The sequence below is a fragment of the Ideonella azotifigens genome (assembly GCF_006519715.1).
Classification (GTDB): Bacteria; Pseudomonadota; Gammaproteobacteria; order Burkholderiales; family Burkholderiaceae_C; genus Ideonella; species Ideonella azotifigens.
In genome coordinates this window covers 1-12,018 of record NZ_VIDT01000103.1, presented here as the reverse complement: position 1 = coordinate 12,018, position 12,018 = coordinate 1, and the positions used below count along the sequence as shown (strand labels likewise).

The following is a 12,018-nucleotide window of genomic DNA, read 5'->3' as shown; positions in this document are numbered from 1 at the left end:
CCGCAGCGCTGTTGATGCGCTCGCCGCTGCAGATCATGCCGATGGCGCGCGGTATGCCCACGATGCGCGGCAGCCGCTGCGTGCCGCCGGCACCGGGGATGATGCCTAGCGTCACTTCTGGCAAGCCGACCACCGTGCCCGGCGCGGCAATGCGTGCATCGCAACCCAGGGCCAGCTCGAAACCACCGCCCAGTGCCGCGCCATGCAGGGCCGCGACAACCGGCTTGCCGCAGTCTTCGATGGCCCGGATCACGGTGGGCAGCTGCGGCTCCGCCAGCGGCTGGCCGAACTCGCGCAGATCGGAGCCCGCGATGAAGGTGTTGCTGGCACCGATCAGCACCGCGCCGCGCAGGCTGTCCTCGGCGCGCACGGTAGCGATGGCGCTCATCAGGCCTTCACGCACTGCCGCCGAACCGGCATTGATCGGCGGGTTGTCGATGACGATGACGGCGATGTCGCCGTCGCGTTCCAGGCGCACGCGTTGCTGTTCCATCTGTGATTCCTCAGGCCAGCACGACCACGCCGTCGGCCGCGCGCACGCCCTGGCCTTGCGGCAGCACGAAGACCGGGTTGATCTCGGCTTCGACCAGGCGCTCGCCCAGTTGCGCGGCCATGCGCGAGAAGGCGACGATGGCGTCGACCAGCGCTTCCACGTCGGCCTTGGGGCGGCCGCGGAAACCGTCGAGCAAGGGCCAGGTCTTCAGGTCCCTGGCCATGCTCAGGGCCTCGGCACGGCTCAAGGCACTGAGGCCATTCGCGTCAGCCGGCAGCAGCCGCATCGTGGTGTCCTTGAACAGCTCTGCCGTCACGCCGCCCATGCCCAGCAGGATGGCCGTGCCCAGCGGGTCGCGGTGCATGCCGAGGATGAGCTCGGTGCCGCCACCGACCATCTGCTGCACCAGGTAGCGCTTGGGCCGGAAGCCGGCCTTGGCCTCCACGTCGGCGGCCATCTGCGTGAGGCGCGCGCCCACGGTTTCTTCATCGAGGCCCACGGCCACGCCACCGACATCGCTCTTGTGCGTGACCTGCGCCGACAGCATCTTCAGCACCACACGCCCGCCCAGCTGCGCCGCCGCCGCCTTGGCCTCGGCCGGTGTGCTGACGATGATCTCGCTCGCGCACGGCACGCCGAAACGTGCGAAGAGCTGCTTGGCCTGGGCCTCGTCCAGCGAGCCCGGTGCGAAGTCATCCACCGCCACGGCCAGGCCTGCGGCCTGCGCCTCATCGGGCGCGACGAAGCGGCTGGCCTTGCGCATCGCGCCCAAGGCCGCGGTGCAGCTTTCAGCGGCAGCGAAGGCCGGCACGCCGCGTTGGGTCAGCAGTGCGCCAATCTCGGGCGCATGCGGGCTGACGTAGGCCATCACGGGCTTGTCGGTCTGCGGCAGGCAATCCTGGATGGCGCCAGCCATCAGCTCGGGCTGCGCCAGGCTGGACGAGCCGACGATGATGGTCAATGCGTCGTAGCTCGGGCTTGCCAGCAGCGCGGTGATGGCGCCGCGCAGCAGATCGGGCCGCAGGCCGGCCAGCGTCACGTCGATGGGGTTTCGGTCGAGCACCGCCTCGCTGCCGGTCTGCAGCACGCGCAGCGCTTCGGCGGTGGCGGCATCGGGTGCCGGCGTCTCGAAGCCGTGCAGGCCGAGGTCGTCGCTGACCAGCGTGCCAGCGCCGCCGGTGGACGTGAGGATGGCCACACGGTTGCCGCGCAGCTTGCGGCCGGTCGCCAACGCCACGGGGATGTCCAGCAGGTCGCTGAAGCTCTGCGCGCGGATCACGCCGGTCTGGCGGAACAGCGCGTCGTACATGCGGTCGGCACCGGCCATCGCACCGGTGTGCGACACGGCAGCGGCGGCGCCGGCTTCGGAGCGGCCGATCTTGAACGCGACGACGGGCTTGCCGGCTCGCGCGGCTTTCAATGCGGCAGCGCGGAATTTCTGCGGGTTGCGCACCGTCTCGACATAGAGCGCGATGACCTTGGTGGCCTCGTCGTCGGCCAGGTGGTCGATGAAGTCGGCCAGTTCCAGGTCGACCTCGTTGCTGGTCGAGATCAGTTTGGACAGGCCGACGCCGCGCGCCGAGGCGCGCGACAGTAGCGAGCCGAGGATGCCGCCGCTTTGCGACACGACACCGATGCCACCTACCGGGAAGTGGTCCATCTCCAGTGCGCCTGTGGCCGACAGCACGATCTTGTCGGTCAGGTTCACCAGGCCGATGGTGTTCGGGCCGAGGATGCGCATCGAGCCTGCGGCTTCGATCAGCTGGCGCTGGCGGCGCGCGCCGTCTTCGCCGGTTTCGGTGTAGCCGCTGGCCAGCACGATGGCGGCGGCGGTGCCGCGGGCGGCCAGGTCGCGCACGGCAAGGTGGGCACGCTCTGCGCCCAGCAGCACGATGCCCACGTCGGGCACGACCGGCAGCGAGGCAATGTCGGCGTAGCAAGGCAGGTCGCCGATGCGGTCGGCCTTCGGGTTCACCGGCAGGATCTGCCCGGCATAGCCGTGCTTGCGCAGGTAGGCCACGGGGCGGCCGGCGGTCTTGGTCGGGTCGGCCGAGGCGCCGATGATGGCGACGCTGCGCGGTTGCAGCAGGCGGGAGATCGCGTCCATCTTCATCACTCCTTGGCCGCGGCCGGTGCCGGTGCCGACTTGGCCAGGAAGGCCATCACCGATTCGCGGTGCTCGGTGCTGGTGTAGCAAACGCCCTGGGCCTGGCTGCCCTGCGCGAACACGTCGTGCGAGGACAGCTCGAAGCTCTGGTTCAGGATGGTCTTGGTCAGCGCCAGCGCGGTGGACGAGCCCTTGCCGAGCTCGGCCGCCCAGGCCTGTGCATCACCCAGCAGCGTGTCGCCCGCGGTCTTGCGGTCGACGATGCCGAGCTTCAGGGCTTCGTCCACGTCCACCTTGCGGCCGGTGAAGATCAGCTCCTTCGCCTTGGCCAGGCCGACGCGGCGCGGCAGGAAATACATGCCGCCGCCGTCAGGAACGATGCCGCGGTGGATGTAGCTCCAGGTGAAGTTGGCCCACTCGCTGGCGATGATGAAGTCGCAGGCCAGTGCCGTGTCGGCACCCAGGCCCGATGCCGCACCGTTGACCGCCGCGATCACCGGCTTGGGCATGGTGTGCAGCAGGGCCTGGGTGTGGTGCACGCGCTGCTGGCGGTGCCAGCCGTTGAAACCCACTTCACCGGCAGGCGCGTTCATGCGCTTTTCCATGCCACTGATGTCGCCACCGGCGCAGAAGCCCTTGCCGGCGCCGGTCAGCACCAGGGCCTTGATGGCCTTGTCGGCCGCAACCCTCTCCAGCGCTTCGATGAATTCGGTGCGCATGGCATCGCTCATCGCATTGCGCTTGTCGGGGCGGTTCAGGGTGATCGTGGCGATCGCGGCTTCGACCCGCAGGTCGATGAATGTGAAGCTCATGGGTTTCTCCGAAACAAGGGCGGCAGGGCGCAGGCTCAATCCGCTTTGATGTTGTTTTCCTTGACGATCTTTCTCCAGCGCACTTCTTCGGCCTTCACGTAGCGGTCGAGTTCGGCCGGGTCGCCGACGACGACGGTCAGACCTTCCTGCTCGATCTTCTTGGCGAAGTCAGGGCTGGCAGCAGCCTTCTTGGCTGCAGCGTTCAGCTTGGCGATCACGTCGGCTGGCGTGCCGGCGGGGGCATACAGGCCGTACCAGCTTTCCACCTGATAGCCGGGCACGTCTACACCGATGGGCGGCACGCCCTTCATCGCCGCGGAGGGGCTGGCGGAGGTGATGCCGATGGCCCTGAGCTTGCCGCTGTCGACAAATGGCGCGACCGCAGCCGCAGTGCCAAAGATCATGTCCACTTGCCCACCCAGCAGATCGGTGATGGCGGGGCCTGCGCCGCGATACGGCACATGGGTCATCTGAACCTTGGTCAGATTGGTGAACATCTCGCCGGCCAGGTGCGCCGAGGTGCCGTTGCCCTGCGAGGCATACGTCAGCTTGCCGGGCTCGGCCTTGGCGGCAGCGATCACGTCCTTGATCGACTTGAAATGGCTCTCCGCCCGCACGACCAGCACGTTCGGGCCCTTGGCGATGAGGGTGATCGGGGCGAAGGCCTTGCTCGTATCAAACGGGAGCTTGGGCATCATGCTGGGGTTGACAGCATGAGCGAAGGTCGCGATGACGATGCTGTAGCCGTCGGCCGGGCTCTTGGCGACGCTGTCGGTGCCGATGATCGTTCCTGCGCCGGGCTTGTTGTCGATGATGACCGGCTGTCCCAGTTCCTTGCCCATGCCCACGGCGAGCGTGCGGGCGACAAGGTCGGTGCCACCGCCTGGAGCGAAAGGAACGACGAGCCGGACGGGTTTCTCGGGATAGGCCGCGACGGCATGGGCGGAAGCGAGCGCCGCTGCGGCGCAGACGAAGGCGGCGAGGCGCCGCAAAACAATATGGCATGCCATCAGGTTGTCTCCTGTGATCTCATGGACTTTGCATTCGCCGGAATGCTGTGCATTTCGATTCGAGTGGCGTCTGCGGGATGCGAAGAGTAGGCGGCCCGGACCGAAACGTCTGCCTGCGATTTCCATAGAATGGAAATGCACGGCGTCGCCTCCCGCCCGCCGCAGGCAAGGCAACCTCCATGGAACCGGTGATGCCCACGGATCCCAAAAGGACATCTCCAGACAAACCCGGCACGTCACCTGCCAATCGGTCTCTGGAACGCGGCGTCGAGATCCTGCGCGCATTCCGGCCCGGTTCGGATCTCCTGGGTAACGGCGAACTGGCCGACCGAACCGGCCTGTCGCGGGCCACCGTCAGCCGCTTGAGTCAGACACTTGTTGGCATGGGCCTGCTCCAGCAGGAGCCGCTGCGCAAGGGCTACAGGTTGGCGCCCGCGGTGCTGAGCCTTGCGCACGCCATGCGATCCGGATCGACGATCCTGCAGGTCGCAGCGCCGCTGATGCGGGCGCTGGCCGAGAGCAAGCGCATCAATGTCGGACTGGCCGCACCGGATCGTGACGAGATGGTCTACCTCGAATCCATCCGCTACAGCCGCCGGGTCGCATTTCGCAACGTCGTCTCCGGCCAGCGCGTACCGATGGAGTTGACCTCGCTGGGACATGCCCACCTGGCCACATGCTCAACGGCACGGCGCAAGGCGCTCTACGAGGTGTTCAAGGCGCGACGGAGCACGCAGTGGCCGCTGTTGCTTGGGGAGATCGAGCGCTCCATCACGCGGGTGCGCGAGTCGGGATTCTGCGCAGCCTCCTGGCAACCCGAGGTGGTCGCGCTTGCCACGCCAGTCAACACCGAGGAAGCCTGCTATTCGCTGAATGTCAGCGTGTCGACCGTTGAGAGCATGGAAGCCGTGGTGGCCGCCCTTTCGGCGCCTCTGCTTGAGTTGCGAGACGCGATCCTGAGCGCGATGGCACGACGGGTCAACGCGTGAGCAAAGGGTGCCGGTGTCGCGGGGTCGACCTGCCAGGCGCCGCGCAAGATCCGCCTAGGCCCATGGATGCCGCTGGCGATGCGCCTGTTGGCAGAGGGCAGGGCGCTGCGAGGCACCGCGCTGGACCTCCATGGTTACACCGAAGATCGCCGTATGGAAATGATGCACGGAGTGCTTCATTGCACCCAGGGGTTGAGCAGCGTCGCTCCGGTTCCTTGGAAGTCGGCCACGTTGCGGGTCACGACGGTCATGCCATGAACCATGGCTGTCGCCGCGATCATGGCGTCACGCTCCGAGCGTCGATTTGGGACGTGGATTTGGGCGCATTGGAGCGCCACCGCCGTGTCGACCGCCAGGACTCTTCCAGCGAAGGCCGGCAGGACGTGGCTGTGCATCCAGACGCGTAAAACCGCTGCTTGAGGCGCATCGCGGCGCTCGAGAGAAAGAATGCCGAGCTCAAGCTCCAGTACGGTGATTGCCGAGACATACAAGGTGCCAGTGGCAACCTTGCTTGCCCAGGCGACGACGTTCGTGTCTGCTCGCCCTGCAGACGCTTTGCGCAGTTCGGAGACGACATTGGTGTCCAACACGTACATCAGCTCAGATCCGCCTCGCGATAGAGCTCACCGGCACGTGGTGGGTCGAATTCGACGTCTCCGGCGCCCGGCATCGAAAGCAGGCTGACGATGCTGGCGGAGGAGCCAGCCAACGCTTGGTAGCTTTCGATTGTCAGCAGCACGTGCGCCGGGCGCCCGCGGTCCGTGATGAACACAGGCCCCTGCGCGGCGGCCTTTTTAGCCCTGGCCGTGTCCTGGTTGAACTCGCGACTGGACAAAGTGGTGATGCTCACGGTTAGCCCTTCTTGAATGTAGAAACATTACTACATTGGCGCGAGGGTTGCAACCGCGTCATCCTTTGGCAGGCGGGGCAACGGCAACTTGAGGGCGTTCTACCTCACGCGTTGATGGGCAAGCAACGTCCCATGAGTCCGACCGAACGATCAGGCCGCTGGCACGCCCCAGTAGATCTCGGTGCTGGTGTCGCATGCGAATCCTTCAAGGCCCGGATGTTCAGCGAGACGCGCGATGTTTTCCTGCGTTGAGCAGAACAGCGAGAAGTGGCTGTCCCAATGGACTGTCCAGAGACTTGTCTTGTCCGGCGTGAACACACTCGCACGGACCAGGTGATGCTTGGCACTCGCGGGCTTCAGGTCGTCGATCCAATGCAGCTTCCGCTCGGTCCCGACATCATCTCCGACCCAGGCCCAGTCCTGATCGAGCGATTGCATGAAGGAAAGCATCGGGTCCTGCATCAGTTCGGGAAACAGGCCTTCGCAGGGAGGGAGCAACCCGTGCCGCTTCAGCGAAACGTCAAGCAACGCGGCATTTTCTTTGTTGGCATGTTGGGCGTTCAGGCCACCAATCGCTGTCCTCAGTGCCACATCGATCGATGCGAGCGAAGGTAGTCCGGACAGTTCCAGGATTTGTGCCCAGCTCACCGGCTCATATGCTCGACAAAGCTTGTCTGCGCTCAGGTCCGCCATCATTTCGACCGATGGGCCGACTGACGACGGTCTGGGTCGCATGAAGGGGTTGAGGATGATGTATGCGGCTTCGAAGACGCCTTCGTAGAACGGCAGGATCGGACCACGCAGCGGGCATACCGCGTACAAGTCTGGCGCAGGAAGGACGCGTTCGCGAACCGTCATTGCGGGGCCTCTCCTCCCTTGGCGCCCTCAGTCCGCCGTCACCTGTTCCAGCACGCCCTGCGCCGGCGCGCCGTCGGGTTGGGCAAGCCAGTTCAGGACGTTGCCTTTGGCGCAGCCGGTGCCTTCTTCCACAGAGGTGAGGGCGTTGAGGGCGGTGGCGATGCTGCGTTTGTAGCAGCTGCCGATGTTGTCGCTGTAGCTGACCGTTTGCGTGCCCTCCTGGCCCACGCGCTGGGTGGCGCCGCCGGTGTTGCTGAAGATCAGCCCGGACTTCGAAGTGAGGCTGTTCTCGAAGGCGCTGTTGAACACGGCCTTGTCGTTGACCTTGCGCGACACGGTGGTGCTGAAGTCCTGGGCCATGGTGCTGTTCTGGGTGTTCGCATCGCCGTCGTAGACGTAGCCCACGTCCAGCGGGTAGCTGAAGGCGAAGGTGTCGACCGTCTTGTTCTTGCCGCTGGTGGTCGTCACGGTGGCGGCCACGGTGGACTTCTGGGCGATGGTCTGCGAATACAGAATGTCGGTGATCTGGAAGGTCTGCAGGTTGCTGAACGTCAGATCCTGCTGCACCGTGGTGGTCACGCGGCCTTTAGACGTGTCGACGTAGCCGGTGATCGCATAGCTGCGCGTGGCCGTCACGCTCAGCGGGTCATTCGCGCTGCCGTCGTCAGCCACGACAACCTCGTTGATCGTGACGGGCGCGGTCAGTGCGGTGCTGGTCAGCGTGTTGCTGCTGACGGCGCCGCCCGTGGTGGCGGTGCCTGCGTCCCGGTAGACCAGCAGGTTGCCGACGACCGAGTAGTGGTCCTGGGCCCCTTCGACCGAGATGGCCACCGTGTGCGACGCGCCGTCGCTCAGCGCACCGGCGAACGGCGTGAGGTCGACGCGGGAAGGGTTGAAGGCGAGGGTCTCGGCACCGGGTGTCGGGCGCCAGAGGCCGGGGTCGATGCCGCCGGTGTAGACGCGCGGAACGACCGGCGCCAGCCCGGCCGGCTGGCCGTCGATGGTGACCAGCACCTCGCGGAAGCTGCCACCCCCGCAGCTTTGCAGAGCGCTGGTCTGGTCGTCGGGCACGCAGGTGTACCAGAACTCGTCGTCGCCCTGGCTCTCGGCCTGCACGTCCAGGTAGAGCCGCACGATGTTGGTCGGCAGCGAAAGCCTGCGCTGCAGCGCGTCGGTGGCCGTGGCGAGGCTGGCCGGGTCGCCGGTCACCAGGTCGCCAGCGAAGGGAATCACCGCGTCTGCCACGCGCGAGGTGGCGTCGTCGGCATCGGTCGCTGCCGGATAGAACACCAGCCTGGCCGAGCCCAGGAGCAGGCCGGTGTAGGTGTCGTCGACAACGTTGTCCAGCCGCACGTAGCCGGTGGCCGCGGCAGTCAGCGCGTTGGCATAGTCCGTCAGGTCCCGCTCGACGTGCCAGCTTGGCGCCACGGTGGCCGAAGGCTCCTGCGTGGTGCCGAAATACAGGTTCACGCCGCCGATGGAGATCAGCGCGGTGCGGTCGAACTGCCGGCCGGCATTGACCGAGAAGTCCGCTTCCAGCACCACCTTGGCGAACTTGCCGGTGCAGGCGCCCGAACCGGGGTAGGCGAAGGCATGGGCGTCGAAGCCGCTGTAGGTCATGCCGCTGTACAGCGTGATCGTGCACGGTGTGCTGGTGGGCCTGGGCAGCGGCGCATCGGCCACCACCGCGCCGGTGGCGCCGGCGGAGGCGGCCAGAGCCGCCACGGGCACCACGGCACCGGGCGTGGAAGCCCCGTCGCCATCCCCGTCACAGCCGCTGATGAAAAGTGCAAGCGCACACGTTGCGAGCGCCAGCGCAAGGGATGCGCGTGGCGTCGGGCGGATCGGAAGGTTCGGCATGAACGGGCTCTGCTGGGTTGAGGAAGATGGCAGGGAGCCAGCCACGCAAAGGGTATGCCAAGGTCTTGCTCATCTGTCGGCGGGGATACCCCATGCCGCATGGCTGATTTCGATCTGGCGGCTGCATGACGGCCGGTGGCGCGGCTGCCTTCGCGGCCGACGTCGCGGTGTCGAACATGCCCCGCGCTAGACTGCCCGCCTCACCGAGCGTCTCACCGCATGCAAGCCAAGCGAGTCCTCTTCCAACATCCTCTGGCTTTCTGGGTCGGCTGCGCGCTGATCACCGCGGGCGTGCTCGCGCATGTGCCCATGTTGTTGATGGGCCAGCACACGCATTGGCGGCTGGTGGGCATGCCGATGACGGCGGAGATGTGGATTGGCATGGCGCTCATCCCCATCGGTCTTTCGCTGTCGTTCTACGCGTTGATGCCGCCGCGGGCGCGGGCCGAATCGTCTACTCCGCAGGCCAGTGCCAGGTACCTGCATGTCGCCGACGGCGTGGCACTGAACCGCGAGCACTGGAAGCTGGTGCTCGTGCTCATCGTCACCCTCGCCATCGACGTGATGAAGCCGGCAACGCTCGGCTTTGTGATGCCGGGCTTGAGTGCCGAATATGCGCTGCCCAGGTCCCACGCGAGCCTGCTGGCGCTGTTCGCGCTCACCGGGACGACCGTGGGCTCGGTCATCTGGGGGCGCATTGCCGACCGCTTCGGCCGGCGGGCGGCCATCCTGTTTTCGGCGCTGATGTTCATCGGCACGGCCATCTGCGGCGCGATGCCGACCTTCGAATGGAACCTCGCGATGTGCTTCCTGATGGGCGCATCGGCCGGCGGCTTGCTGCCCATCGCATTCACCTTGATGGCGGAGACGGTGCCGGCCCGGCATCGGGGCTGGCTGATGGTCGCGCTGGGCGGCATCGGCACCTCTGCGGGTTACATGATTGCGGCGGGATCGGCTGCGTGGCTGGAGCCGCTCTTCAACTGGCGCGTGCTGTGGCTGCTGGGCTTGCCCACGGGTGCCGCGATCATCTTCCTGAACCGCTTCATTCCCGAGTCTCCGCGCTTCCTGGCCGCCATGGGCCGTCACGAAGAGTCCCACGCGATCCTGCGCCAGTTCGCAGGCTCGAAGCGGGCCCTCGAGGCCGATGACCCGGCGCATCCCGGTCCGGCCGTCATCGACGAAAGCCATCCTGTGTCAGGCATTCGCCAACTGATGCGAGGCCGGCATGCCCGCATCACCTGGGCGTTGCTGGTCTGCGGCACCGGCTGGGGTCTGGCGAACTTCGGCTTCCTGCTGTGGTTGCCGACGAACCTGAAGGAGCTGGGCGTAGACCCTGCTGCGGCCAGCGCGCTGCTGGCGAAGTCGGCCTTTTTTGCCTTGCCCGGCATCGCGGTCGTCATCCTTCTCTACCAGCGCTGGAGCAGCTTCAAGGCGCTGGTGCTGTTCATTGCACTCACGGCCGCGGTGCTGCTCGGTTTCGCCGCCTTGGCCGCCTTCCAGATCCGGTCGACGGGCCTGACGACGGTGGCCACGGCGGCCCTGCTCGTCAGCGTCAGCGGCGTGATCGCAATGCTCATTCCCTACGCGGCCGAGATCTACCCTGTGCACCTGCGCGGAAGTGGGTCCGGGGTGATTGCCGCCAGCTCCAAGTTCGGCGGCATCCTGGGCGCCGCGTTGGCGCTCTTCAGCTTCTTCGATCATTTCGCGCTTTCGGCCGTCGCACTAGCCTTGCCCATGGCCGTGTCGGCCGCCATGCTGTGGCGCAGTGGCGTCGAGACCCGGGGCATTGCGCTGGAAGACATCCAGAGCGCGCTCAGCAGTTAGCCGCGCATCAAGGCCCGATCATGCGGGCCTTCCTGGACACCGGCGGCGGCATGTTTTGGCTGGCGATCAGCTGATCTGCTCCGGCAAGATGCTGCGCCGCTGGCGGGCGAGAGAAATGGGAGGCCTGACACCTGCGAGCTAGCTTTCGGCGAGGGCCCAATTTCTGAGCAAGATCAGGCCGGTGCTAAGGGCGAGGCAAATGATGAACACGAGCATCGATTTGAACAAACGGCGCTTGAGATCTTCGACTGCGCTTTCCACCCGGTCCGTGTCTGTTGTAACGCCAGGGGGGCGCAGTGCCTTTATCTCGGTCGAAAGAAGTTGAGATCCGCGGTGTCCAAAGGCCCGGGCCGCAGACACGAATCCCACGATCCACGCGACGACTGCAATCAATGTCGCCAGTACGGCGAGAGAAGTCAGGATCGAATACAGCATGGCTCCCCTTTTCAAGGCATCGCTGCAGCCCTATGCATGGCTATCCGAGTGCCGCCACTGGCGACCACCAGCCACTGGCCGGACATCGCGCCGTGACCGCATAAAGTTTGTCAGCGGCAGGCATCGAAACCTGCACCCGTTGCGAGGACGGCTGGTGCCGTGCGTTTACCGTTCCGCGACGCTGACGACGGGATTGTGCAGGTGGAACGTCGATCAAACCTTCTTCGCCACCAAGGTCAGGATGTCATAGCTCGCTACCATCTCGCCGTGCTGGTTGCGCACTTCCACGTCCCAGGCGACGACGCCTTGGCCGATGCCTTTGGCGTCGCGCTTGTTGCGGTCGATCTTTCGTTTGCAGGTCAGGCGGGCCTGGATGGTGTCGCCGATGGCGACGGGCTTGGTGAAGCGCAGGGTGTCCAGGCCGTAGTTGGCGAGCACCGGGCCGGGCGCGGGTGAGACGAACAGGCCGGCGGCGGCGGAGAGCACGAAGTAGCCGTGGGCGATGCGCTGGCCGAAGTCGGTTTGCCTGGCGGCGATCTCGTCGAAGTGCATGTAGAAGAAGTCACCCGAGATGCCGCCGAAGGCGACGATGTCGGCCTCGCCCACGGTACGGCGGTGCGTGAGCAGCGATTCGCCGATCTGCAGATCCTCGAAGTGACGGCGGAACGGGTGCACCTCGGTCTCGATGACCTTGGCGCCGCGCACATGCTCGCCGGTGATCGCGGCCAGCATGGTGGGCGAGCCTTGCACGGCGGTGCGCTGCAGGTAGTGGTGCACCGC

At 66.2% G+C, this 12,018-nt stretch carries 12 protein-coding genes and 1 pseudogene; 3 read left to right on the top strand and 10 right to left on the bottom strand.

Features of this window, described 5'->3' with window-relative positions; genetic code table 11:
• The 4 genes from FKP22_RS09300 to FKP22_RS09285 form a co-directional block, all read right to left on the bottom strand.
• Nucleotides 1-493, bottom strand: a 493-nt coding sequence (locus tag FKP22_RS09300) for an enoyl-CoA hydratase/isomerase family protein (RefSeq protein WP_141287213.1), incomplete at its 3' end; no start/stop codon positions are given.
• A gap of 10 nt (nt 494-503) precedes the next feature.
• Nucleotides 504-2,600 carry an acetate--CoA ligase family protein gene (locus FKP22_RS09295; protein ID WP_141287212.1) on the bottom strand — a complete coding sequence of 699 codons (2,097 nt, stop codon included), beginning with the start codon at nt 2,598-2,600 and terminating at the stop codon, nt 504-506.
• Nucleotides 2,601-2,605: 5 nt separating this feature from the next.
• Nucleotides 2,606-3,412 (bottom strand): enoyl-CoA hydratase/isomerase family protein, encoded by an 807-nt coding sequence (locus tag FKP22_RS09290; protein ID WP_141287211.1) that lies wholly within the window; start codon nt 3,410-3,412, stop codon nt 2,606-2,608.
• Nucleotides 3,413-3,447: 35 nt separating this feature from the next.
• Complete coding sequence (locus tag FKP22_RS09285) at nt 3,448-4,422, bottom strand: tripartite tricarboxylate transporter substrate binding protein (RefSeq protein WP_141287215.1); 975 nt, start codon at nt 4,420-4,422, stop codon at nt 3,448-3,450.
• A 179-nt stretch (nt 4,423-4,601) separates the two neighbouring features.
• Between FKP22_RS09285 and FKP22_RS09280 the strand changes: the two genes are divergently transcribed.
• Together FKP22_RS09280 and FKP22_RS34510 are read left to right on the top strand one after the other, a co-directional pair.
• Nucleotides 4,602-5,411, top strand: coding sequence for an IclR family transcriptional regulator (locus tag FKP22_RS09280; protein ID WP_231010096.1), 810 nt, complete (start codon nt 4,602-4,604; stop codon nt 5,409-5,411).
• A gap of 39 nt (nt 5,412-5,450) precedes the next feature.
• Nucleotides 5,451-5,669: pseudogene (locus FKP22_RS34510) on the top strand (DUF6537 domain-containing protein); the annotation flags it as partial.
• Here FKP22_RS34510 and FKP22_RS09275 read toward each other — a convergent pair.
• From FKP22_RS09275 to FKP22_RS09260, 4 genes are all read right to left on the bottom strand, one after another.
• Complete coding sequence (locus FKP22_RS09275; RefSeq protein WP_211361351.1) at nt 5,588-6,010, bottom strand: type II toxin-antitoxin system VapC family toxin; 423 nt, start codon at nt 6,008-6,010, stop codon at nt 5,588-5,590. The pseudogene FKP22_RS34510 and the gene FKP22_RS09275 overlap by 82 nt on opposite strands.
• A complete protein-coding gene (locus tag FKP22_RS09270) occupies nt 6,007-6,261 on the bottom strand; it encodes a type II toxin-antitoxin system prevent-host-death family antitoxin (protein WP_141287207.1) in 255 nt (84 codons plus the stop codon). The genes FKP22_RS09275 and FKP22_RS09270 overlap by 4 nt, the downstream gene beginning before the upstream one ends.
• A gap of 150 nt (nt 6,262-6,411) precedes the next feature.
• Nucleotides 6,412-7,119, bottom strand: coding sequence for a DUF2711 family protein (locus FKP22_RS09265; RefSeq protein ID WP_141287205.1), 708 nt, complete (start codon nt 7,117-7,119; stop codon nt 6,412-6,414).
• A gap of 27 nt (nt 7,120-7,146) precedes the next feature.
• Complete coding sequence (locus tag FKP22_RS09260; protein ID WP_141287203.1) at nt 7,147-8,979, bottom strand: peptide-N4-asparagine amidase; 1,833 nt, start codon at nt 8,977-8,979, stop codon at nt 7,147-7,149.
• A 219-nt stretch (nt 8,980-9,198) separates the two neighbouring features.
• Here FKP22_RS09260 and FKP22_RS09255 point away from each other — a divergent pair, with 219 nt between their 5' ends.
• On the top strand, nt 9,199-10,803 hold the full coding sequence (locus FKP22_RS09255) for an MFS transporter (RefSeq protein ID WP_141287201.1): 1,605 nt from the start codon (nt 9,199-9,201) through the stop codon (nt 10,801-10,803).
• Nucleotides 10,804-10,941: 138 nt separating this feature from the next.
• On the opposite strand, the gene FKP22_RS09250 is transcribed toward FKP22_RS09255, so the two are convergent.
• The gene (locus FKP22_RS09250; RefSeq protein WP_141287199.1) at nt 10,942-11,238 is read right to left on the bottom strand and encodes a hypothetical protein; all 297 of its coding nucleotides are present in this window, start codon (nt 11,236-11,238) and stop codon (nt 10,942-10,944) included.
• A gap of 213 nt (nt 11,239-11,451) precedes the next feature.
• Nucleotides 11,452-12,018 (bottom strand): MaoC/PaaZ C-terminal domain-containing protein (locus FKP22_RS09245; RefSeq protein WP_259372433.1); only part of this gene is annotated, 567 nt, incomplete at its 5' end.